Annotated in this window: 23 protein-coding genes and 1 pseudogene; 17 read left to right on the top strand and 7 right to left on the bottom strand. The window is 71.1% G+C overall.

Annotation, left to right across the window (positions count from 1 at the left end; genetic code table 11):
* The first annotated feature begins 352 nt into the window (after window positions 1–352).
* Window positions 353–1,369, top strand: a complete 1,017-nt coding sequence (gene curA, locus U3653_RS21480; protein ID WP_195081694.1) for an NADPH-dependent curcumin/dihydrocurcumin reductase — start codon at window positions 353–355, stop codon at window positions 1,367–1,369.
* Here the strand turns inward: curA and U3653_RS21475 are convergent, their stop codons facing one another.
* The 3 genes from U3653_RS21475 to U3653_RS21465 all read right to left on the bottom strand — a co-directional run bounded on the left by U3653_RS21475 (window position 1,370) and on the right by U3653_RS21465 (window position 3,006).
* Window positions 1,370–1,723 (bottom strand): hypothetical protein, encoded by a 354-nt coding sequence (locus U3653_RS21475; protein ID WP_195046122.1) that lies wholly within the window; start codon window positions 1,721–1,723, stop codon window positions 1,370–1,372.
* Between the two features lie 64 nt (window positions 1,724–1,787).
* On the bottom strand, window positions 1,788–2,615 hold the full coding sequence (locus U3653_RS21470; protein WP_195081695.1) for an SAM-dependent methyltransferase: 828 nt from the start codon (window positions 2,613–2,615) through the stop codon (window positions 1,788–1,790).
* A gap of 235 nt (window positions 2,616–2,850) precedes the next feature.
* The gene (locus tag U3653_RS21465) at window positions 2,851–3,006 is read right to left on the bottom strand and encodes a hypothetical protein (protein WP_195081696.1); all 156 of its coding nucleotides are present in this window, start codon (window positions 3,004–3,006) and stop codon (window positions 2,851–2,853) included.
* Window positions 3,007–3,378: 372 nt separating this feature from the next.
* Here U3653_RS21465 and U3653_RS21460 point away from each other — a divergent pair, with 372 nt between their 5' ends.
* Complete coding sequence (locus tag U3653_RS21460) at window positions 3,379–3,660, top strand: hypothetical protein (RefSeq protein ID WP_195081697.1); 282 nt, start codon at window positions 3,379–3,381, stop codon at window positions 3,658–3,660.
* Here the strand turns inward: U3653_RS21460 and U3653_RS21455 are convergent.
* On the bottom strand, window positions 3,650–6,868 hold the full coding sequence (locus U3653_RS21455; RefSeq protein ID WP_195081698.1) for an AfsR/SARP family transcriptional regulator: 3,219 nt from the start codon (window positions 6,866–6,868) through the stop codon (window positions 3,650–3,652). The two genes, U3653_RS21460 and U3653_RS21455, sit on opposite strands and share 11 nt — an antisense overlap.
* Before the next feature lie 306 nt (window positions 6,869–7,174).
* Here U3653_RS21455 and U3653_RS21450 point away from each other — a divergent pair.
* The 3 genes and pseudogenes from U3653_RS21450 to U3653_RS21440 all read left to right on the top strand — a co-directional run.
* A pseudogene (locus U3653_RS21450) lies at window positions 7,175–7,444 on the top strand (NADPH-dependent FMN reductase); the annotation flags it as partial.
* 58 nt (window positions 7,445–7,502) lie between these two features.
* Complete coding sequence (locus tag U3653_RS21445; RefSeq protein ID WP_323124317.1) at window positions 7,503–7,757, top strand: hypothetical protein; 255 nt, start codon at window positions 7,503–7,505, stop codon at window positions 7,755–7,757.
* A gap of 126 nt (window positions 7,758–7,883) precedes the next feature.
* Window positions 7,884–8,435: a dihydrofolate reductase family protein gene (locus U3653_RS21440; RefSeq protein ID WP_195081699.1), complete on the top strand. Its 552-nt coding sequence runs from the start codon at window positions 7,884–7,886 to the stop codon at window positions 8,433–8,435.
* A gap of 61 nt (window positions 8,436–8,496) precedes the next feature.
* On the opposite strand, the gene U3653_RS21435 is transcribed toward U3653_RS21440, so the two are convergent.
* From U3653_RS21435 to U3653_RS21425, 3 genes are all read right to left on the bottom strand, one after another.
* Window positions 8,497–8,739: a hypothetical protein gene (locus U3653_RS21435; RefSeq protein ID WP_157111944.1), complete on the bottom strand. Its 243-nt coding sequence runs from the start codon at window positions 8,737–8,739 to the stop codon at window positions 8,497–8,499.
* A 309-nt stretch (window positions 8,740–9,048) separates the two neighbouring features.
* Window positions 9,049–10,020 carry a DUF5996 family protein gene (locus tag U3653_RS21430; protein ID WP_195081700.1) on the bottom strand — a complete coding sequence of 324 codons (972 nt, stop codon included), beginning with the start codon at window positions 10,018–10,020 and terminating at the stop codon, window positions 9,049–9,051.
* A 211-nt stretch (window positions 10,021–10,231) separates the two neighbouring features.
* Window positions 10,232–10,408 carry a hypothetical protein gene (locus U3653_RS21425; RefSeq protein WP_195081701.1) on the bottom strand — a complete coding sequence of 59 codons (177 nt, stop codon included), beginning with the start codon at window positions 10,406–10,408 and terminating at the stop codon, window positions 10,232–10,234.
* Window positions 10,409–10,852: 444 nt separating this feature from the next.
* On the opposite strand from U3653_RS21425, the gene U3653_RS21420 reads away from it, so the two are divergent.
* From U3653_RS21420 to U3653_RS21365, 12 genes are read left to right on the top strand one after another with little or no spacing between them, the layout of a single operon-like run.
* Window positions 10,853–12,091, top strand: a complete 1,239-nt coding sequence (locus tag U3653_RS21420) for an aspartate aminotransferase family protein (protein ID WP_195081702.1) — start codon at window positions 10,853–10,855, stop codon at window positions 12,089–12,091.
* Window positions 12,092–12,110: 19 nt separating this feature from the next.
* On the top strand, window positions 12,111–13,154 hold the full coding sequence (locus U3653_RS21415; protein ID WP_195081703.1) for an SDR family oxidoreductase: 1,044 nt from the start codon (window positions 12,111–12,113) through the stop codon (window positions 13,152–13,154).
* Window positions 13,154–13,612 (top strand): SRPBCC family protein, encoded by a 459-nt coding sequence (locus U3653_RS21410; protein ID WP_195081704.1) that lies wholly within the window; start codon window positions 13,154–13,156, stop codon window positions 13,610–13,612. Before U3653_RS21415 ends, U3653_RS21410 begins: the two co-directional genes overlap by 1 nt.
* A complete protein-coding gene (locus U3653_RS21405; protein WP_195081705.1) occupies window positions 13,609–15,087 on the top strand; it encodes a class I adenylate-forming enzyme family protein in 1,479 nt (492 codons plus the stop codon). The genes U3653_RS21410 and U3653_RS21405 overlap by 4 nt, the downstream gene beginning before the upstream one ends.
* Entirely contained in the window at window positions 15,087–15,356 is a 270-nt protein-coding gene (locus U3653_RS21400; RefSeq protein ID WP_195081706.1) for an acyl carrier protein, read from the top strand. Before U3653_RS21405 ends, U3653_RS21400 begins: the two co-directional genes overlap by 1 nt.
* Window positions 15,340–16,035, top strand: coding sequence for a dihydrodipicolinate reductase C-terminal domain-containing protein (locus U3653_RS21395; RefSeq protein ID WP_195081707.1), 696 nt, complete (start codon window positions 15,340–15,342; stop codon window positions 16,033–16,035). Before U3653_RS21400 ends, U3653_RS21395 begins: the two co-directional genes overlap by 17 nt.
* Entirely contained in the window at window positions 16,032–17,201 is a 1,170-nt protein-coding gene (locus U3653_RS21390) for an acyl-CoA dehydrogenase family protein (RefSeq protein ID WP_195081708.1), read from the top strand. Before U3653_RS21395 ends, U3653_RS21390 begins: the two co-directional genes overlap by 4 nt.
* A 7-nt stretch (window positions 17,202–17,208) precedes the next feature.
* A complete protein-coding gene (locus U3653_RS21385) occupies window positions 17,209–17,919 on the top strand; it encodes a class II aldolase/adducin family protein (RefSeq protein WP_195081709.1) in 711 nt (236 codons plus the stop codon).
* Window positions 17,920–17,926: 7 nt separating this feature from the next.
* A complete protein-coding gene (locus U3653_RS21380) occupies window positions 17,927–19,108 on the top strand; it encodes a hypothetical protein (RefSeq protein WP_195081710.1) in 1,182 nt (393 codons plus the stop codon).
* 21 nt (window positions 19,109–19,129) lie between these two features.
* Window positions 19,130–19,744 (top strand): hypothetical protein, encoded by a 615-nt coding sequence (locus U3653_RS21375; protein WP_195081711.1) that lies wholly within the window; start codon window positions 19,130–19,132, stop codon window positions 19,742–19,744.
* Entirely contained in the window at window positions 19,741–21,933 is a 2,193-nt protein-coding gene (locus U3653_RS21370; protein ID WP_195081712.1) for an MMPL family transporter, read from the top strand. Before U3653_RS21375 ends, U3653_RS21370 begins: the two co-directional genes overlap by 4 nt.
* A complete protein-coding gene (locus U3653_RS21365; protein ID WP_195081713.1) occupies window positions 21,930–22,670 on the top strand; it encodes an oxygenase MpaB family protein in 741 nt (246 codons plus the stop codon). The genes U3653_RS21370 and U3653_RS21365 overlap by 4 nt, the downstream gene beginning before the upstream one ends.
* The last annotated feature ends 4 nt before the right edge of the window (window positions 22,671–22,674 follow it).

Below are 22,674 nucleotides of genomic sequence, written 5' to 3'. Positions count from 1 at the left end.
GGCCGCGAGCCTGGAGATCGGCTGAGGAGAGTTGGCCGGCGGCATGTGGCTCGGTGGTCGCGGGGCGATCCGTGGTCGGGGGACTGCGGGCGAAGCAGCATCTGAGTTGCGCCCGCACCCCGGTTCTTCGAGGACCGCCGTCGGGCAGGCGACGCCCGAGCCTCCGACCCGGCTGTTCGCGCGACGCGTGCTCGGCCGCTCGTCGGCCGACCCCGATGAACGACAGCGATCCCCGGATTGTCCGGAATCACCGCCTGGATGGCTCTTCGGTACTGATCACAGTCGAGTCGGGTCGCCGGACACGGTCGGGCACGGGCCGGTGGGGGCGGTAGCCTGCGGCTAGGGTGGGCGCATGGTCGAGTCGACACGAATCGTGCTTGCTTCCCGGCCGGTGGGCGCGCCCACGGCGGAGAATTTCCGGACCGAGACCGCGGAACTCCCCGCTCCTGCCGAGGGCGAGGTCCTGCTGCGCACGCTCTATCTGTCGCTCGACCCGTACATGCGCGGCCGGATGAGTGCGGCCGAGTCCTACGCCGAACCGGTCGAGGTCGGCGCGGTGATGGTCGGCGCGACCGTGGCCGAAGTGCTCGAATCCCGCGACCCTTCGTTGGCGAAAGGCGATGTGGTACTGGCTTATTCGGGGTGGCAGTCCCATGACGTGGCCCCGGCGCGCGGGCTGCGCAAGCTCGATCCGGCGAAGGCTCCGGTCTCCACCGCCCTCGGCGTGCTCGGCATGCCCGGCTTCACCGCCTACGCGGGACTGCGCGAGATCGGCAAACCCCGGCCCGGCGAGACGCTGGTGGTCGCCGCGGCCACCGGACCGGTCGGTTCGGCCGTCGGCCAGATCGCCAAGATCGGCGGCGCCCGGACGGTGGGCATCGCCGGCGGCCCGCGCAAGGTGGCCTACCTGAACGAACTCGGCTTCGACGTCGCACTCGACCACCGCGCCCCCGATTTCGCCGAGCAACTCGCGGCTGCGGTCCCCGACGGCATCGACGTCTATTTCGAGAATGTCGGCGGCGCGGTGGCCGACGCGGTGTACCCGCTGCTGAACACCTACGCGCGCGTGCCCGTCTGTGGACTGATCGCCAACTACAACGCCACCGGCGCCTCGGAAGGCCCGGATCGGCTGCCGGGCTTCTACGGCCGGATCCTTACAAAGAGCCTCACCGTGCGCGGGTTCATCCAGTCCGAATTCGTCCGTGCGCTGTACCCGGACTTCTTGCGCGAGATGGGTGAGTGGGTCGCCGACGGCCGCGTGCGGTATCTCGAGGACGTCGTGTCCGGCTTGGCCGCGGCCCCCGAGGCGTTCATCGGCATGCTGGAGGGCCGCAACTTCGGCAAGCTGGTCGTGCGGGTCGCCGACTGATCAGCCCGCCAGCGCGCCGCTGCCGATGCTGAGATAGGCCAGCATCAGCACGAACAGGAACCAGCCCGCGCCCTGCCAGATGGGCCAGGTCCGTCCGCGGCGCCACTGCACGTAGGTTTCGACGAAGGCGCCGATGCCGCCGATCAGCAGCACCACCGAGGGGCCGAGCACCACGGCGAGCTGCGCGGCGGTGTCGCACAGCAGCTTGTCCTGGTCCACGCATTCGCGCTGCGCGGCCCACAGCACGGTCAGCAGGAAGACCAGCGCGGCGGTGGCGAGCACCGAGACGACGTAGGTCGCGGCGCGCCGGAACCCGCGCGGATCGCGCCAGCGTTTCTCCACGTCGTCGACCATGTGCACCACCTCGCCGTCCGGTTCCTCCGACGTGATTGCCGAACGGCGGTGGCTCAAACGCCGCTCAGGGTTTGCGTCCGACCCCGGCCCAATACCAGGCCGACCGCGCCGCGGCAGGGGCGGCATCGGTGTCCGGACGCCAGGCGTCGGCAGGAACGATCCCCGGCTCGACGAGTTCCGTTCCGGCGAAGAAGGATTCGGTCTCCGCGCGGCTGCGCGGCTGGAACGCGATGCCGGCCTGCTCGGCGGCGGCCCTCGCGCGCGCCATCGGGCGCGGGTCGAAATCGCCGGTGAAGTGGGTGAGCACCAGGTAGCTGCCGGACGGGGCCGCCGCCAGCAGGCGCCTCACCACGCCGTACGGATCGTCGCTGTCGCGGAAGAACATCATGACCGCGACCAGCAAGATCGCGAGGGGCCGGTGCGGGTCGAAGGTGTCGGCCAGCTCGGGCGCGTCCAGGATGGCGCCCGGATCGCGCAGATCGGCGTCGAGGTAGGCGATCCTGCCCTGCGGTGTGCTCGCCGTCAACGCTCTGGCATGGGCGAGCACGAGCGGATCATTGTCGACATAGACCACGCGCGCGGCCGGAGCGATGCGCTGGGCCACCTCGTGCGTGTTGCCCGCGGTGGGGAGGCCGGTGCCGATGTCGAGGAACTGATCGATGCCCGCCTCGCCGGCCAGGTGCCGCACGGCTCGGCCGAGGAACGCGCGATTGGCGCGGGCCATGTCGCGGATGCCGGGGATGTGCATGGCGACCGTGTCGCCGAGGGCGCGGTCGGCGGGGTAATTGTCCTTGCCGCCGAGCCAGTAGTCGTAGACCCGTGCCTCGTGCGGGAGGCTTGTGTCGAGCTTGGTCGACGATCCGGCGCGCACTCGCGCGTGACCGTCCGGCATGTGCGACTCCCTTCCCGGGCGGCGCCGGTGCGGGAGGCGCCGCACCGCTGTCGCCTCCGAAGGCGACCCTCGCGCTGCGAATTACGCGTCAAGAATAGGGTGACGCGTCCACAATGAGCGGCGATTCGGCCGAATGGTCCGTTTTCGGCGGCGGCCGACCGGCGGTGACCCTCTGTGCGTGCACCGGGTTCGGCGGGAGACAACCGACGGGCCGGGGTTCGCGCGCGGGCGAGAGTCAGCGTGGCGAAATGTCCGGATGGCCGCCGTGCCTTTGGGCGGCGCGCAGCTCACACCAATAGGCTGCGACAACGGTGGCATAACCGGCTACGACGGCCGTCGCGGTGACGATCACCAGTGTGATGAGTAGTGGAATCAAGAAAGCGGTGTGCATTGTGCCCTCCCCGCGGTCACGCTGATATCAGCGGAAAGTTCGGCGCCGCACTGCACCGACATCATGTCAGTCCCTGCACCTAGTGAAATCGTAGTTGGCGCGGCGTGGTCGGGCACGGCGCGCGGCTGTGAGTTGAATCATGCAGATCACGGTGTGTCGCGCGGAATACACCTGTGGCGTGCGGTCTAATCGATCTTGTCACGTGTTCACCGGCAACCATCCGGAACGCGGGACACGACCACGACACGGGACCGCCGGACCGGCGGCCGTCGCAGTGCCCGTGGCGCGCCGAACTCCTCGGTAGCGCAGCTCTTTCTCTCGGATTGTCTCCAGCATCACCTCGGCATGCGAAAAAGGAGCACGAACGTGAGCATGATTCTCGCCGCCCTGCACGACACCGTGATGGCGCAGCAATTCGAAAATCCGACCGCCGAAGAGCCGCCGCTGGCGGACAAGTTGATGCAGATGGGCCGCTACTTCACCTGGTTGGTGCAGCTGTCGGGCATCACGGCGATCACCTACGGCGGGGGCAGGTTCGCATGGGAGAAATGGAACGGCGGCAGTCTCCAGTCGCCGAAGATGGTCGCAAGCGCGATGGCAGGCGGTGCGGTGGCGACGAGCGCGGGCACGATCATGAACGCGATCATCGGCTGACGCGCACCGCGCGGGCCGCCAGGTCGCGCGCCGCGACCGGAGCCGACCGCGTTCCCGCGGCATAACGCTCGGCGAACACGCGTTCGCCGAGCGCCGCCGCGGCGCGGGTCGCCGGACGGTCTATATCGGGGCGCTCGGCCGGAAGCAGCGCGATGCCGTTGGCCTCGCGCACCGCCGCCGCGGCGCCGAGCAACTGGGCCGCGATCTCCGGCTGGCACAGCTCGGTCAGCGCCGATGCCAGCGCGGCCAGCGCGAAGGCGGTGTCGCGGGGTGCGCCGATGCGCTGCGCGCCGTCGAACGCGGTCAGATACAGCTCGAAAGCGGCGCCGGGCTCGCCGCGCTGTTCGAGGATGTAGCCCAGCTCGACTTGCAGCATCGGCAGGAACAGCGGAGTCTCCTCGCCCGCGGCCAAGGGGAGGGCGAGCAGCTCGCGCAGGATCCGCTCGGCGGTCTCGGACCGCCCGTCGCGCCGCGCGGTGAACGCGAGCACGAGCGCGGCGAACAACCGGCCCGCTTCGTACCCGTGCTCGGCCGCGACGCGCTGGGCCTGTTCGCCCAGCTCCTGCGCCCGGCCGAAGTCGGTGCGCTGCATGGCGATCCAGCCCAGCCAGCACAGGTGGGTGCACGCCTGCCCCCACAGCTCCAGCTCCTGCGCCAAGCCGAGCGCTTCGGCGTGGATGGCGGCGGCTGAGGTCAGGTCGCCGGTGAGTTCGGCCAGGCCGCCGAGCCATTCGGCGGCCTGGAGCCTGCCCCAGCGGTCGTCGAGCTCGGCGAACAGCCGTGCGGCGGTGCGGGCGTGCCGCTCCAGCGCCGGGAGATCGACCCGATTGTGGGCGGCCTTGGCCAGCGCCACATGCCCGCAGGCCACGCCCCAGCGGTCGCCGAGTTCCGTGCAGACCGGAAGCGCCTTGCGCAGGAGCGCTTCCAGCTCGTGCACGTCACCGGAATCCAGCGCGGAGAATCCGAGGAAGAGTTCCGCGCGCGCCCGCCCGGCCGGATCGTCGACCATGTCGTACACCGCGAACACCGCCGCACGCTTGGCGGAACCATCCTCGAAATCGCCTTGCTGGAAAGCGAATCCGACGCTCCACGCCAGCGCCCGCGCCCGGTGCCGCGGGGAGCCGCCGAGCGCGAGCGCCGCCTCCAGCCAGCGCCGAGCCTCGGTCGGCCTGCCGCGCAACTGCCAGTACCAGGCGAGCGCGTTCACCAGCCGCAGGGCCTGATCCGCGTCGCCCGCGCGCACGAAACCGTCCAGCGCCGCCCGCAGCTCGGCCGAGTCGTCGTCCAGCCGGCGCAACCAGCGGCGCTGGTCGGCGCCGTACAGCTCCGGCTCGGCGCGCTCGGCCAGCGCCAGGTGATACCGATGGTGGGCCAGATGCACCGCGTCGAACTCGCCCGCCTCGGCCAGCCGGTCGAGACTGAACGCGGCCACCGATTCCAGCAGGCGGTAACGCCGTCCCGCCCGGTGCACCAGCGAGCGGTCGACCAGCCTGGCGATGACGTCGGCGACGAGTGAGGCGTCCACCGCGGGTTCGCCGCCCGCCGAGCACACCGCCTCCGCGGCCGCCAGGGTGCAGCCGCCCGTGTGCACCGCCAGTCTGCGCAGCACGGTTTGCTCGGTCGCGTCCAGCAGTCCCCAGCTCCAGTCGATCATCGCCGCCAGCGTCTGCTGGCGCGGCGGCACGCCGCGATGCCCGGTGGCCAGCAGTTTGAACCGGTCGTCGAGCCGGGCGACGATCTCGTGCACGCCCAATGCGCGCACGCGGGTGGCGGCGAGTTCCAGCGCGAGCGGGATGCCGTCGAGCCTGCGGCACAGCGTCGCGACCGGCGCCGCGGTGTCGGCGTCGAGCGCGAAATCGCGGGCTGCCGCTCGCGCTCTGGACACGAACAGCCGCACCGCCCCCGCTCGGGCGATCTCGTCGAAAGACGCCTCCCGGGCGGGCACATCCAGCGGTTGCAGCGCGACGATGTCCTCGCCGGGCAGACGCAGCGGTTCCCGGCTGGTGGCCAGGATGCGCAGCCGGGGGGCCGCGCCGAGCAGCATCTCGGCCAGTTCGGCGGCGCGATCCACCACGTGCTCGCAGTTGTCCAGGACGAGCAGCAGTTCCTGGTCGGCCAGCGCTTCGCACAACGAGGCGGTGCTGTCGGCGCCGTCGGCGGCGTGGATGCCGAGCACGCCGGCCACGGCGTCGGCGAGGAACGTCGCGCCGTCGGCCGCGGTCGGTTGCAGCGCGGCCAGTTCCACCAGCCAGGTGCCGTGGCCGAATCGCCGGGTCAGCGCCGCCGCGGCCGCGAGCGACAAGCGCGTCTTGCCAACGCCGCCGGGCCCGGTGAGCGTGACCAGCCTGGCGTCCTGCACGGCGTCGCACAGCTGCGCGAGGTCGGTGTCGCGGCCGATCAACTCGGTGCGCTGCGCTGGGATGTTGGAGCTGCGCCGCCGCGCGACCACGATCTGCGCGGGCGCGGCGAGCGGCAGGTCCTGCGCCAGGATCGCGCGCTGCAGCGCCACCAGCTCCGGGCTCGGGTCGATGCCGAGTTCGTCGGCGAGGCGCCTGCGCAGGTCCTCGTAACCGTCCAGTGCCTCGGCCTGCCTGCCCGCGCCGTACAACGCGCGCAGGTGGGCCGCGCGCAGCCGCTCGCGCAGTGGATGCGCCGTCACGAAGCCGGTGAGTTCGCCTGCCACCTCGCGGTATTCGCCCAGTGCCAGCCGCGCCTCCGCCAGTTCCTCCACCGCCACCGAACGCTGCTCTTCGAGCTGCGCGATGGCGGCCCGGGCGAAGGACGCGTCCCGGAAATCGGCGAACGCGGGCCCGCGCCAGAGCGCGAGCGCCGCGCAGAGCGCCCGGACCCGCTCGGCGGTGTCGGTCGTCGCCCGCGCCGACGCCACCAAGGCGCGGAACTCCTGCGCGTCGATGGCGGAGGCGGCCAGCCGATACCCGGGCGGCGGGGACACCACCAGGTCCCGGCCGCCGGGTTCGGCGTCCTCCAGCGCCCTGCGCAGTTGCGAGGCCTTCGCCGCCAGCGTGCCCGCCGGATTGCCGGGCGGGTCATCGGTCCAGATGTCGTCGATCAGCCGATCGCCGGAGACCGGTTGGCCGGGTGTGACCAGCAGGTCGGCCAGCAGCGCCCGCACCTTGGCCCCCGGAATCGGCACTGCGGCGCCCCCGTCCGTCCAGACCGCCAACGGACCCAGCACCCCGAAACGCATGGGGGCCAGCCTAGGCGAGCGGTGCGGGAAGGCGACCGCAAACAAACCGGAAGGCGGCCGGCCCACAGTGAGGAAGCCGTACACCGTACTCGGGGAAAGGGAGCCCGACATGCCACTCGTCACGACCACCGCACTTCGGAACGTCCGCGGTGCGGCCTCCACCGCGCGGACGCCTGCCCGCGCGGACGGACTGCCCCGGGACCGTGGGCCGCATGACGGAGCGCACGGCCTGCCACGACCGCCGGATGACGCGCTCGCCCCCGACCCCACGAAGCCGAACGCCGGTGTGACAGCGGAGGACGCGCGATGACCGGTCACCGCCGGATACGGGTGGCGCTGATCCTCGGCAGCACCCGCGCGGGCCGTTTCGGCCCCACAGTGGCGGACTGGTTCGCCGGGCGGCTCGGCCGCCGCGACACGGACGTGGACCGTATCGATCTCGCCGAGACCGCGTTGCCCGGCCGATTGACCGATCCCGACGAGCCGCTACCGCCCGAGGTGCGCGCTCTCGGTGAACGGCTGGCAGCGGCGGACGCGTTCGTCCTGGTCACACCCGAATACAACCGGAGCTTTCCGGCCGCGGTGAAGCATGCCGTCGACTGGTTCGACGAGGAGTGGGCCGCCAAGCCGGTCGGTGGTGGGATACGGCCGCGACGCCGACGGCGGTCACGCCGCGGCCCAGTTGCGTCCGGTCTTCGGCGAACTGAACGCGGTGCTCATCCGACGCACCGTCACCGTCACCAAGGCCTGGCAGCGTTTCGCCGGCGACGGCAGCTGGCCGCGCCGCGACGCCGAACTCGACGAGGACGCCGACGCCGCGCTCGACCAGCTCATCTGGTGGGCGTGCGCCTTGCGCGCGGCACGGGCCGAAACGCCGTTCGTGCGGTAGAAAGCAACCTCGACACCGGGTCCGCCCGAAGGCGGCGGACCGACCGTAAACAAACCGTAAGGCGGCACCGGCAGAGTCGTCGCCGACAGCGGCACCGGCCGCAGCGCCCGAGAAAAGGAAACACCCATGGCAACCATCGCAGTTCACGAATTCATCGCTCTCGACGGCGTGTACGAGGATCCGTCCTGGACCTTCGAGTTCGGGTTCGATCCGAAGATGGGGGAGACGCTCGGCGCGATCACCTCCGCGTCGAAGGCGATCCTGTTGGGCCGCAACACGTTCGAGATGTTCGCTCCGGCCTGGTCCACCCGCACCGTCGAGGACGACCCGGGCGCGCCGTTCTTCAACGACACGCCGAAGTACGTCGTCGGCGCGCGGGAGCCGCAGGTGGAGTGGGCCAACAGCACCCGCATCGGTGGCTACGACCCGGACGTCATCCGCAAGCTGAAGGACGAGATCGACGGCGTCATCTACATCAGCGGCAGCGGCACACTGGTGCGGGCGCTGCTCGCGGACGGCTTGGTCGACGACCTGCACCTGTTCGTCTACCCGATCGCGCTGGGCAAGGGCAAGCGCCTGTGGAGCGACGGCGTCGACGCGACCAAGCTCGCGCTGAAAGAGCACGAGGTCTACGCCAACGGCGTCGTCCACCTCGCCTACGGTCCGGCGCAGGACTGATGGCACGCGGAAGGGCGGCCCTTTCGGGCCGCCCTGGCGATGCGCCGGACGCTGCGTGGAGCTAGCGTCCTCCGGTGCAGTAACCCTCGGGGGTGTACTGGCACGGGCGCTCGTTGCGTCCCTGGTAGCCACCGTGGTTGCTGCTGCGGGCGCGCTCGCCCACGCCGGAACCGCGCTTGTCCGCCGGGTTGTGCGAGTACCGGTCCGCGGTGGTGGTCACCGTGGGTTCGGGCGAAGCGACCGCCGCCGCAACGACGACCGCCCCACCGATCAGCGCCGAGGCCACCACTCGACGCACTGTCACGCGCTTTCTCGTGTTGTGCATAAGATTCATCCCGTCGATTAACGTGCCGTCATATAACGATACATTGATTGGTGATCCGTCCGACAGGGGCTTCCCATCTGTGGGAGGTTTAGGGTTGGCGCGAAGCTCTGCCCAGCTCGTCCGGGATCGATTCGGGAATCGGCGATCATCGGACGCGCATTACCTGACCAACGTACCGTTGAACAGGTCACTCACCTGCTCTTCCGGTGATGTCCGGAGGGACGAGGGCGGGTCGGTGCCCGGTCTCGCGCCCGCTGGGTCGTCGAGCGACGCAACGAAGCCGGATCACTAGCCGGGCGGCCGCGACATGTCCGTCTCGCGCGCTCGGCGTTTGTGCTTCCACCGGTTCGGGTCGGCCTCCAGGGCGGCGCGGTCCCAGTGGCCGAGGTCGGCGGCGGCCGCGTAGGTGGTCTCGAGGAATTCCAGAAGCGCGCGCTCCGGCGCCGCGGCGGTGCGAACCGCCTCGTACGGCAGCAGGAATTGGCGGTTGTCCCGGCTGTAGAAGGCGTCTGCCGGGCCAACCGGATACTCGGCGAATCCGTCCGGTTCCGGGTAGGCGTAGGCGTAGAAGGCGCCCTCCGCCCCGCCGCCGGGCCAGAAACCGCAACTGCTCAGTTCATGCGAGTAACCCTCGACCATGACCCAGTCGCCGCAGTTGGGCGCGCCGCCCGGATGTCGCGGAGCCGGCCGTCCGGAGAATCGGGTGCACGCCAAATCCATTGCTCCCCAGAAGAAGTGCACCGGGCTCACTTTCCCGATGAAGCGCGCGCGGAACTCGTGCACGACCCGGTCTGCCGCCAGCAGCTGGCGCCAGAACAAGGTCGCGGCCGCGGCGTCGTAGGAGCGGTGCTCGTAGTCGTCGGCGAAGGGGATGGCGGGCTCGACCTCGTTGGGCCTGGCTTGGATTCGCACGGGAATACCGAGTTCGCCGAACGCGGCGACGGTTTCGCCGTAGAAGTCGGCCACCGGCTTGGGTTCCAGCGCGATCTGCCTGGTCCGGCCGTCGCTGGAGCGGATACGCAGCCGGTGATCGAGGAAGTCGAACTCGACGTCGAAGCATCCGGCCGGGTGCGCGATGGCGGAGGTGGTCAGGCCCCTCGGGCTGACGTAGAAGGTGACCTGCCACCAGTGGTTGACCAGCGGAGCGTGCGAGAGCCTGATCTTGCCGATGATCTGCGTCCACATGTGCAGCGTCTCCCGGGTGGGAGTCCAGTCGTCGACGCGCAACGCCGGCCACTGCGTTGCCTCTGTGCCTGTCACCGCCGCACCTCCGTCGTCTCGGGATCATCGGTGCCAGTGCCGCACGCGGACGCCTGCCAAGGCTCGGCGCAGCGCTCTTCCTCCGCACCGTACCCCGTGGGCGTGCACCGGGAAGCCCGAAATGCTCACCGGCGGGCAACCGTTTGGCAACACTGCGGGTCGGCGGGTCGGCTCGACGGCCGGACGGAGCGGGCCGTGGCCGGATGAGGCGTCAGGATCGGCGCGGCCAACTGTCGTACGCCGAGGGAACGGCCGTCAGCGGCGGCGGGGCGACCCGCTCGGCCGCTCTGGCTTTCCGGCGGGGATTCGGATCCCACACCATCGCCGCGGCCGCACCGCCGAGCAGAACCACGACGATGGCAACGATCACCACCCACAGCAGTACCACCGCTATTTCTCCAGTCGTCGCGTCCGCTCCGTATGGCGCGTTATCCCCAGGCGGACAGTTGATCTCGTGATTGCGAGCATTCTTCACAGCTCGTGCGGCCCGCGCGAATCGACGCGCGGATTTCGTGGTCTGCCAGTACTGCGGCTCATCGAGTTTGGGATACGTCCGGTAACGCATAAGGGCGGCCGATCGCCGTACGGCACGAGCTCGGTCGTGCCGCGGCGGCCGCGGGCCGGCTGCCGAGCGCCGGGGAAGTTGCTGTGACCTGCGGTTGTGGGCCATGCCACAACCGGTCGCAACCGGGCAGCTCCCGGCCTTAATGGTCGATCGTTCAGTGTGCGGGACGCGGGGTTCGAGTTGACGCTCTGAGAGACTGAAACTTAGTGTCTCTCATGTCCTCAGGGGGTGTGCGGGGCGCCCTCATTATGACCCGGAAAGTCTTGTATGACAACGGAATTCGTGGTTCTGGAACAAACTCGGCAGCATCTCGGCAGGGCGCGTGCACAGCTGGGCAGCCTGCTCGGCGGACTGGTGGAGCGTCGCTCCGAGGGGACGCGGCTGTGGACCACCGACGGTCGCGAATTCCTCAATTGCGGCGGCTACGGCGTCTTCCTGCTCGGCGCCAGGCATCCGCGGGTGGTTGACGCGGTGACCGAGCAACTGGGTCGCCATCCGGTCGGCACCCGCGGCATGCTCGAAGCCGCCGCTGCGGGCGCGGCGGCGGCTCTGGCCGAGGTCGCCCCGGCCGGGCTGACCAAGGTGTACTTCGCCGGCGCGGGCACCGAGGCCACCGAGGCGGCGCTGAAGATGGCCGCCATCCAGGGACGCACGCGGCTGATCGGCGCGGCGGGCGGCTATCACGGCAAGACCATCGGCGCGCTGTCGCTGACCGCCAACGACACCTACCAGGCGCCGTTCCGCGCGCTGCTGCACGGCGCGGCCCGGGTGCCCTACGGCGACGCGGCCGCGCTGGAGGAGGCGCTCGGCCCCGACGGCTCGGACGCCTGCGTGGTGCTCGAGCCGATCCAGGGCGAGGGCGGAGTGATCGTGCCGCCCGCCGGATACCTGGCACAGGCGCAGCGGCTGTGCCGCGAACGCGGCGCGATGCTGGTGCTCGACGAGATCATGACCGGACTCGGCCGGACCGGCACCTGGTGGCGCGGCGAGATCGAGCAGATCACCCCTGACGTGCTGCTGGTCGGCAAAAGTCTCGGCGGCGGCGTGCTCCCGGTCTCCGCCGCGATCGCCACCGAGGAGGCCTACGCGGCCTTCGACGCCGACCTGTGCCTGCACACCTCCACCTTCTCCGCGGCCCCGCTCGGCATGGCCGCCGCGGCCGCGACGCTGGCGGTGCTGCGGGACGAGGACCTGGTCGCGGCCTCGGCGCGGATCGGAGACCGGCTGCGTACCGGCCTCTCCGAGATCCGCGACCGCACCTGCCCGCGGCAGTTGATCGATATCCGCGGCGCCGGAACCCTTTTCGGCCTGGAATTCGCCGACGCCGGGCTGGCGGGCGAGTTCCTGCTGGAAATGATCGACGCGCGGGTGGTCGTCAACCACTCGCTCAACGCGGGACCGGTGCTGCGTCTGACCCCACCGGCCACGCTGCAGCCACTCGACGAGGCATGGCTGCTCGAGGCCTTCGAGAAAGCATGCGTGCGCCTCGCGGCCCACGCGATCTGACCTTCTGCGAGGAGAAGTAGTGAAGATCTTCGTCACCGGCGGCGCCGGTGTCGTCGGAGTGCCGCTGCTGCGGATGCTCGGTGCCCGGCACGAAGTCGTGGCGCTCACCCACAGCCGTCCCGTCGCGGGCGCCGACGCCGTGGTGCGCGGCGACCTCACCGCGCCCGGTCTCGGGCTCGACGCCCGAGACACCGACATGGTGCTGGACGGACTCGATCTCGTCGTGCACTGCGCGGCGAACGTCGACTTCGCCGCCGGACCAGAGAAACTGCACGCGGTGAACGTCGTCGGCACCCAGCGTGTGCTGGACCTGGCGGCGCGCGCCTCGGCGCGGGTGGTGCACGTGAGCACCGCGTTCGTCGATCTGGATCTGCCGGAGGACATCACCGGCGGTTACGCCACGTTGCGTCCCGGCGAGTATCTCGTGGCCAAACGCGCAGGGGAGGCGGCGGTGCGCGGCAGCGGCCTGCCGTACACCATCGTGCGCCCCTCCGCGATCGGCGGACATTCGAAGACCGGTGCGATCACCGAATATCAAGGCGTGCACAGTATCTCGCGCGCGATGCTGCGTGGCTCGGTGCCGCTGTTCCTGTGCGCGGCGCAAGCGCGCTACGACCTGGTGCCGTGCGACGTGGTGGCCGCTGTGATCGCGGCCGTGGTCGAGGCGCAGACCCCACCGGAACTCGCGTGGGCGACCATCGGCCCCGCCGCGATCACCGCGCAGCGCCTGCTGGAGATCTTCGACGAGACCGCCGCGGAATACGGCCTGCCGCATCGCAGTCCACGCCGCGTCGATCCCGAGATCTTCCAGCGTCTGCTCAAACCGGCCTTCTTCGACGATCTGCGCCCCTCCGAGAAAACGAAAATGGCGAATCTGATGACCACCCTGGCCGCGCTGTTCCAGCCCGATCCGATGCCGACCTCGCTGGGCACGCTGCCCGGCGCGCCGCAGGCCTATTCGGCGGCCGAAGCCGAAGAGGTCATGCGCACCACCTACCGCACCGTGATCGCCCGCGAGAACATGGCCGCGACCGCGCACGAGCGCAGCGAGGTGATGGTCTGATGGCCGAGCGTTCCGTGGCGGTGCGGGCGACCGTGCGCGACATCGATCCCGACGTGGTGTTCGCGCGCCTGCGTGATTTCCCGTCCTATGCCGAGCACGCCGATGTCGTCCGCGACATCACCCTCGACGTCGATCCGCACGGCACCCAGGTCAGCAGCTGGTCGGTGTGGTTCCGCAACGGGCTGCTGCAGTGGACCGAGCGCGACGTGGTCGACGACGTCGCGCGCACCCTGTCGTTCGAGCAGATCACCGGTGATCTCGCGCGTTTCGACGGCGCGTGGCGGGTGACGCCGCACGAGGACGCGGTGACGGTGCGGTTCGACGCCGTCGTCGACCTCGGCATCCCGTCACTGGCCGACATGCTCGACCCGCTGGCCGAACGGGCGTTGCGCACCAACACCACCGAGATCCTGCGGGGCTTGTTCGGGCCGGACATCGAATTCGGCGGACCGGCATGAGCGCCGCCGCGCGCCCGACCCGGATCTACGAGGCGCTGGTCGCCGCGATGGACGACGCGCCCGACGCCAGGGTGCTCACCCTGCGGGAGACGCGCACGTTCGCCGAACTGCGCGCGGACGCCGAGCGCCGAGCCGGTCTCCTGGACGCGGTCGCGCCGCGCGGCGGCAGCCGGATCCTGCTCGCCCTGGCCAATCATCCCGACTACATCGCCACCCTGCTGGCCGTGTGGTCGCGCGCGGATCTGCCGATCCTGGCCGACCCGAGCCTGGGGCGGGCCGAGATCGACACGCTGGTGCGCGGCTGCGGCATCGATGCCGTCGTCCACGCGCCGACCGGTGACGTTCCCGCCGGGGCGGTCGCGCTCGACGAACGCTCGGTGGCGGAGGCGACCGGTCTCACCGGTGCGCGTCCCGCCCTGGCCGCCGACACCGAGCTGGGGCGGCTGACCTCCGGTTCCACCCGCGCTCCCGCCTGCATCGAGTTCTCCGCCCGCGCCGTGCTCAACGCGGCCGGGACCTGGGCGGGTGCGGCGGGGCTGACCCGCGACGATCTGAGCCTGTGCTTCGCGGGCTGCTACAACGGCCTGGCGTTCAACACCACGCTGATGCCGAGCCTGCTCACCGGCGCGAGCCTGGCCCTGCCGGGCGGGATGCCGAGCGGCGGCGCGATCATGCGTCACGTCACGGCGCTGCGCCCGAGCATCCTGGTGGCGTTTCCCGCGGCCTACGAACGGTTCACCGACTACACCGCCGCGGCGCTCCCGGAAGAAACCCGGGAAGCCCTGCGCCGCATCCGGTTACGGCTGTCGTCGGCGGCGCCGCTGTCGGCGTCGGTCGCGTCGCACGTGGCGGCGCTGTCGGGGCCGATCTCGGATTACTACGGCATCGCCGAGACCGGGCCCGTCACCTTCGCCGACGGCACCCGGCCGGAGGGCAACGGCATGCTCCTGCCGGGAGTGACCGTCGAATCCAGGCCCGGCGCCGACGGTGTCGAGGTGCTGCACGTCCGCACGGCCTCGATGGGCACCCGGTACCTGAACTATCCGGGGGAATTCGAGCGCGCGATCGCCGCCGACGGCAGCTACGTCACCTCCGACACCGGCTCCGTGACCGGCGGTGAGCTGTTCCTCGGCGGCCGGGCCCAGCCGGTGCTGAACATCGGCGGGCGCAAATTCACCGTCGAATCGGTCAGCGACGCCATCACCGCGCACCCCGACGTCACCGACTGCCGGGTGCTGGCCTTGACGACGCCGAGCGGCCGCGACTGCGTCGGCGCCGCCGTGCAGACCCGCGTCCCGCTCGACGCGGCGAACCTGCGCGGGTTCCTGCGCGAACGCCTGGCCGACTACAAGGTGCCCGAGGTGCTCGTCACCGTGGGGGAACTGCCCCGCGGTGCCACCGGCAAGGTCAAGGCCGCGGCGGTGCGCGAGCTGCTCATGCACACATTCCAGCAACCGGTCACGGGAGGCCGCTGATGTCCGACGTAGTGCAGGATTCGCTCACGAGTGCGGTCGCCGATCTGGTGGCGACCGCGACCGACGGCACGCTCGACGCCGACAGCGCGCAGCGCTCCGAGCAGACCTTCGCCGAAGCGGGGATGACCTCGCTGTCGTTCCTGCGATTGGTGGACGCGCTGGAGATCCGCTACGGCGTGGAGATCGACTTGGAGAACGACCTCGACCACCTGCGCACGGTCGCCGCGATCGTGGCCTATCTGAGGAACCAGGGTGTCGAGGACGCCTGATCGTCCGGTGGCGGTGATCGGCGCGACCGGACGCCTCGGCCGGGCCGTGCTCGCCGCGTGCGAGCGAGCCGGTGTGCCGGTGGTGACCACCGCCGACTCCGCCGGGTGGACGGTCGGCGAAACAGCGCCGGGTGTGGTGATCGACGCCAGCAGGCCCGCTGCGCTCGACGCGGTGGCCGGGTACTGCGTGCGGACCGGGGCGGCGTTGCTGTCGTGCGTGTCGGGTCGGCCCGGCAGCGCACAGGACACGCTTTCCGCTCTGGCGCAACGGGTTCCGGTCATGGTCGCCGCCAATCTCAGCCCGCTGCACTGGGTGCAGGCGCGGGCGGTGGAACTCGCGGCTCGCTTGGCCGTCGCGCTGGTCCCGGACGCCGAGTTCACCGTTCTCGACCGCCATCCCACCACCAAGATCGACGCGCCGTCGGCGACCGCGACCAACCTGGCCGCTCTGCTGCCGGACGGCGCGGCGGTGCTCGCGCAGCGCTACGGCATGCCGGTCAGCGACCACCACGTGGTGATCGCGTCGGCCGGGGAGAGCTGGGAACTGAGCCACCGCGTCCGCGACCTGGGCGGGCCCGCCGCAGCGGCGCTCGGTTTGGCGGCGTGGCTGGAACAGGCGGAGCCCGGCCGGTACACGGCGGCCGAGGCGTTCGCCGAACTCGCGGGAGTGCCGGTATGAGCGGGGCGGCCGCGAAGGCGGCCGAACACGCGCACGACACCAGGCGGGAACCGCAGGGGGCTGCCTCCGAGCCGTCGGCGCAGGCCACAGAGTTGCTGCGCGATCTGCTCGGCGGCTGCGCCGGAATGGTGGATGAATACGAGGACGAGGGCCGGTTCCCGGCGGAACTGTTCCGCCGGATCATGGCGACCGGCCTGGCCGAGCCGGTGATCGCGGGCCGCCGGGGCGCGGTGCGCTCGTTCTGCGCGAACGTGGAGGTCATCGCCGAGAACTGGCTCGCCCTCGCCGAATCGGTGCATCTGCAAACGCTCGTCGCCCTCACCGTGGCCAGGCACGCGCGACCACGAGTGCGGGACGAGCTGGTGCCGGCGCTGGCGGAGGGCCGCATGCTGGGCGCCAACTGCGTGAGCGAACCCGCGGCCGGATCCGACATGTCCGCCATCGAGTTGCGCGCCGAACGCAGCGGCGACGGATTCCGCTTGCACGGCAGGAAGACCTGGGCCGGGCACGCGCCGGTGGCGGGCGTGTTCGTCGTGTACGCGCGCACCAGCGACGCCGGACTCGGCGGCCTGACCTGCTTCGCCGTCGACTCCGCCGCCGAGGGCGTCACCGTCGCGCCCGCGGCGCGCAAGCACAGCGCCGCCGCTCTGCCCAGCGCCGACGTCGTCTTCGACGGGGTGGCGGTGCCCCCGGACCGCGTGCTGGGCCGGGTGAACCGTGGCGCGCGGGTGGCCGACGACATGTTCACCCAAGGCCGGGTCGGCCTGGCGGCGTGCGCGGTGGGGCTCGCCGCCGCGGCGCTGCGGCGCGCGACCGCCTATGCCAAGTCGCGTGTCCAGTTCGGCGTGCCGATCATCCGGCATCAGGCCGTCGGTCATCTGCTCGCCGACATGTCCACCCAGCTCGCCGCCGCCCGTCAGCTGCTGCACCGCGCCTGCGCGGAGATCGACGCGGGCGGACCAGAGGCCGGGCTGCTCGCCGCGCAGGCGAAACTCTTCGCCACCGACACCGCCATGCGGGTGACCACCGACGCCGTGCAGGTCCTCGGCGCCTCCGCCTACCTGCCGGGCGAGGCGGCGGAGCGGTGGATGCGGGAAGCGAAACTCTTGCAGATCATCCAGGGCACCAATCAGATCCAGCGCAACGCCATCGCGGCACGACTGTGAGGACGCTATGACTTCCCCGTTGGTGATCCAAGCGGCGATCGGTGCGCGAGCACTGTCGTCCGGCGGCCACGACGACTTCAACCAAGGACAGATCTCGGTCCGCAGGCCGGGGCGGGACCGCTTCGCCATCAAGGGCGCGCTGGTCGGTTTCGACGAGGCCACGCCCGCCGATTTCGTCGACGCCGCGGTGGATGCGGCCGAGCCGCCGGACGCGCAGGCGCCCCCGGAACTACCGCTGCACCAAGCCATCTACGCCGCTCGCCCGGACGTCGCGGGCATCGTGCACAGCCACGCCCCGGCGAGCCTGGTCTTCGGCGCGCTCGACGCCGAGCTGGCGCCGCTCAGCCACGAGGGCGCGCTGCTCGGCGGCGAGGTGCACCGGTTCCACGACACCAGCAACACCGTGCTCACCTTCGACGTCGGCGCGGCGATCGCCAAGACCCTGGACGACGGGGTCGGGGTGTTCCTGGTCAATCACGGCAGCGTGGTGGTCGGCCGCAGCGTGCGCCACGCGGTGGTGTTCGCGCTGATGCTCGAGCGCGCCTGCCGGCTCCAGCTCGACGCGCTGGCCAGCGGGCGTCCGTTCTCGATCTCGAATCCCCTCGACGTCGCCGCCAAGCGCGACTACATCTTCGCCGACCTCTCGGTGCGCTCGTACTGGGAGCACACCCGCAGGCGGGTGCGCCGCGCGCACCCGGAGACCGCGGAATGGAGCTGACGTGCAGATGACCGGATCCGCCCTGGCCTGGGGCGATGTGATCCATCCTCCGCTGCCGCAGACCGTCGGCATCGAACCGCTCACCGGTCCGGTGGCGGGCGCGGTCGGCCACGTGGACCGGTTGATCGGCCGCCGCCGCGGCGGTCGGTCACGGTTCGTGCCTTCCGCCGGAGCGACGTATCCGTACGAGATCCTCCTGGTGGAACCGGAATCCGGCGCGATCGCGCTGCTCGACCCCGCTCGCAAGCAGCTGGTGGTGCGCGCCGACACCGAGTTCGGTACCGGCGCCGAGGACTATCTGTGCCTGCTGGTCGGGCGGCCCTGGCTGTCCATGCGCAAATACGGCGCCCGCGGTTACCTCTACCATCTCATCGACGCCGGTCACGCCCTGTTCTCCTTGGCGCTGCTCGACCGGGACGACAGTGCGGCCGATCGCTTCGCCGACGGGCTGCCTGGCACCGGGGCCGGCGGCGTCGCGGGCGACGTGCTCGCCGCCGGACTGGTCCGTGCCTTCGTGCCGCACGACGGGGAAGCCGACGGCTGGCGGCTGGTCACCACGTCCATGCCCCGAGTGCAGATGGGCCGCAACGAATTCGAGCAGTGGGCCGATCGCCTGCGACCGCCGGGACCACCGCAGCCGGTGTTCTTCGACCGTGCGGGCGAGTTGCCCGGCAATCTGGCCCGGTTCATCCCGATCCGCCGCTCCGCCGCGGCCTTCGGCACCGGCACGCCGCCCGGCTACGACCTCGGCGCCGTGGTCGCGAGCGCCCGTGAGATCGCCGCGATCGCGCTGAGCCGCCTGGGATTACCGACGCCGACGATGCACGTGGTCGGGCAAGCGCCCGGCGGAACGGCACTGCCGCCCGGTGACCTGCTGACCGGCTTGGCCGGACAGGAGCACCTGCTCGGAGCCGAGGCGTTCGTCGTCTTCAGCGCCCCTGCCAGCGAGGACGACTCGACCATCGACGCCGACCGGCAGGCGCTGCTGCTCGGCACCGGAGTCGCCGGACAGGTGCTCTACCTCCTCGCCGCCCGGCACGGCGCCGGCGTCACGGGGGTCGGGGGACTGGCGCCCGAGTACTGGAACCGCGCGCTGCCCCCGGGCAGGCAGACCTTGTATTTGACCGCCCTCGGCCGACCCGCGGGCGGGGAGAAGTTCGACGCCCTCTACCAGGGCGCCCACGGGTGAACCGTGACCAGAAAGGCTGAGATGACCACCGTGACGATGCCGTCGAACGTCGCCAGGCACCAGCGGGCCGCCGCCGCCCGGGTGCTGGCCGACGCCTTCACCGACGACGCGATCTGGCAGGACGTGCGCCCGAAGCGGCCCGCCCGCGCGGCGAAGGCGCTGTACTGGTTCTTCCGCGGCGAGGTGGAGATCTGCGCGCGCCTCGGCGGCTACCTGCAGGCCACGTTCGACGCCGACCGGTCACCCTCCGCCGTGCTCATCGCCTACGAGCGCACCGGACCCCGCTTCCCGCTGTGGGTCTGGCTGTTGCGGCTTCCCGCCATCGTGCTGCTCGGCCTGCCGCGCACGGTGCTGATGGCGAGAATGCTGTCCAAGGTGGAGGCGGCGCACCCCACCGAACCGCACTTCTACTTCTGGTATGTCGGCGCAAGAACGCTCGGCGGCGGCGCGGCGCTGCTCAAACGCGTCATGCGGGTGGCGCGGGCCAAGGGCCTGCCCGGCTACGGCGAAGCCAAGTCCTCCGACGTGGTCCAGATGTGCGAGATATTGGGCTGGCAATCGCATCCGCCGATCGAGATCGGCGCCGGGCACAAGGTCACTCCCGTCTGGTGGCTGCCCGCCGTGGAGGGGAAATGACGACTTCCGCCGACACCGCCGACACCGCGGGCGCGACCGGAGTGATCGCCCGCGTCGCCGAGATCTGCGCGCGGGCGCCGAAACTGGTCCTTGTCGTGGCGGGCGTCGCCTTCCTCGTCTTCGGCTCCCTGGGCGGGCTGGTGACCGACCGGCTGACCTCCGGCGGGTTCGTCGACCCGGACGCCGAGTCCGCGCACGCCGCCGATGTGCTGGCCGCCGAGCACGGCGTCTCGCACATGCAACTGATCTTCGCCGTCGACGCGCCCGGCGGCGCGGACTCGCCCGCGGCGCGCGCCGCCGCCGACCGGATCGTCACCGACCTGCGCCGGGACGACCGGGTGAGCACCGTGACGTCATGGCTCGAGCCCACCGGCGCCGCGCTGGTCAGCCGCGACCACCGCACGGGTCTGGTGATCGCGGGCCTGGACGGCGACGACGACACCGCCCAGCGCACCGCGCACGCCCTCGCCGAACGCCACACCGGCGACCGGGACGGCGTCGCCGTGCTCGCGGGTGGCCAGGCGATGGCGTTCGAGGAGATCAACGCCGCCGCTTCCCGCGACCTCGTGCTCGCCGAGGCGATCGCCGTGCCGCTGACCTTCCTGCTGCTGGTGCTGTTCCTGCGCAGCGTGATCGCCGCCGCCGTTCCGGTGGTGGTCGGCGTGCTCGCGATCGTCGGCACCACCGCGGTGCTGTTCGCGCTCACCTTCCTCACCGAGTTGTCGATCTTCGCGCTCAACATCACCACCGCGCTCGGCCTGGCGCTGGCGATCGATTACTCGCTGCTGCTGATCGGCCGCTACCGGGAAGAGATCAGCCGCGGACTGCCGCACCAACAGGCGTTGTCCTCGGCCATGCGCCACGGCGGGCGGGCGGTGGTGTTCTCCGGCGTCATCGTCGGCACCGCGCTGGTCGGCCTGTGGGTCTTCCCGATGGCCTTCTTGCGCTCCATCGGCTATGCGGGCGTCGCCGTCGTCGTCCTGTCCATCCTGCTGGCGCTCACCTGCGTGCCCGCGCTGCTGGCCCTGTTGGGCCCACGCATGAATCGCAAGCCCCCGCGCGAGGCCGCTCCCGCCGAGAGCACCCGGCTCTACCGGGTGGCGCGCGCGGTGCAGCGACGTCCGCTGCTGGCCGCGCTGCCGGTGCTCGCGCTGTTGCTGCTGGCCGGATCGCCGGTGCTCGACCTGCGGGTCGGCCTGCCCGACGATCGGGTGCTCGCCGCCGACGCGCAGTCCAGGCAGGTCGGCGACCGCATCCGGGACGGGTTCGACCAGAACATCACCGGCACCGTGCACATCGTGGTCACCGGGGCGCCTGCCGAGCGGCTCGGCGAGTACACCGCGGGCTTGTCCCGGGTCCACGGCGTCACCGCGGTGAGCGGTCCGGCCGGTGTCTACGTGGCGGGTTCGGCGGCGGGCCCGGCCGATGGACGAACCGGGTCCGGCGGCTCCGCGCACCTGACCGTCGCGACGGCGCTGAACCCGTACTCCGACGAGGGGCGCGACCAGCTCGACGCGATCCGCGCCGTCGACGCACCGGGGAACATCCTCGTCGGCGGGCTGGCGCAGCAGACCGCCGACACCTCGGCGGGCATCTCCCGCGGCTTCGTCGTCGCGCTGCTGTGGATCGTGGCGACCACCGCGCTGCTGTTGTTCCTGCTCACCGGCAGCATCGTCTTGCCGCTGAAAGCCCTTGTGCTGAACACCCTTTCGCTGAGCGCCACGTTCGGCGCACTGGTGTGGATCTTCCAGGAGGGCCATCTGGGCTGCCTCGGCACGACGGCCACCGGCTACACCGTCGCCACCGTCCCGGTGCTGCTGTTCTGCGTGGCCTTCGGCCTGTCGATGGACTACGAGGTCTTCCTGCTCTCCCGCTTCACCGAGGAATGGGAACGTTCCCCGCGCACCCGCGCCGACGCCGACACCGCCGTGGCCGTCGGCCTGGCCCGCTCCGGGCGGGTCGTCACCGCCGCCGCGCTGCTCATGGCCGTGGTGTTCGTCGGCATCGCGACGAGCGAAGTGTCGATCATGCGCGCCCTGGGAGTCGGCTTGGCCCTGGCCGTCGTCCTCGACGCCGCGCTCGTGCGCACCATCCTGGTCCCCGCCGCCATGCGGATAGCGGGCACCGCCAACTGGTGGACTCCCCGCCTGCTCGCCCCGGTCGTCGCGCGGATGAGGCTGCGGGAATGAAATCCGCTCCGCTCGACCGGGATTCGCTTCTCGGGCGGTATCTCGGCGACCGCCGCTTCGTCTTGAGCCTGCCGCGTGCGGTCGGGTTGCAGATCCTGCACCCGTCCGTCGCGGCGGCCATCGTCGCCCACGCGCCGAGCAGCCTGTGGGCGCACAAGAAGCGGACCGTGTCGCGAATGATCCATCTGGCCTACACGCTGTGCGATCCGCATCCGGCGATTCTGTACGGGCACGGACTGGTGCACGGCGTGGACAGCCGGGGAAAACGCTACAGCGGCCTGACCCCCGAGCTGTTCTTCTTCCAGCACGCCACCTACGTCGACGCGCTCTACACCGCGATCGAAACCTTCGACCGCCCACTGACTCTCGACGAGAAGCAGACGCTCTACGCCGAATGCTGTGAGTGGTACCTGCGCTACGGCATCTCGGCGCGGCACATGCCGCGAACCTGGGCGGATTTCGACGACTATTTGAAATCGGTGTGCGCCACCGAACTCGCCGTCACCCCGCACAGCGACAAGCTCGCGCCGGAACTGCTGCGCCCCGACACCTGGATTCCGCGCGCGCTCCCGGATTTCGCGGTCCGCACGGTGCTGCACCAGCGAACCCGCGAACTGCTGAACATCCCGCTACGGCCCACCGATCGAGCCGCCACCACCGCCTACGCCACCGTCGTGAAGAGGAGCATGCGCACCTTGACACCGCGGGCCCGGCTGATCCCCGCAGCCCGCGCCTGAGGAG

The sequence above is a fragment of the Nocardia implantans genome, from assembly GCF_035544775.1.
In the GTDB taxonomy this organism is placed as follows: Bacteria; Actinomycetota; Actinomycetes; order Mycobacteriales; family Mycobacteriaceae; genus Nocardia; species Nocardia implantans.
The sequence above is the reverse complement of the archived record's forward strand: the minus strand, read 5'-3'. Positions and strand labels throughout refer to the sequence as shown.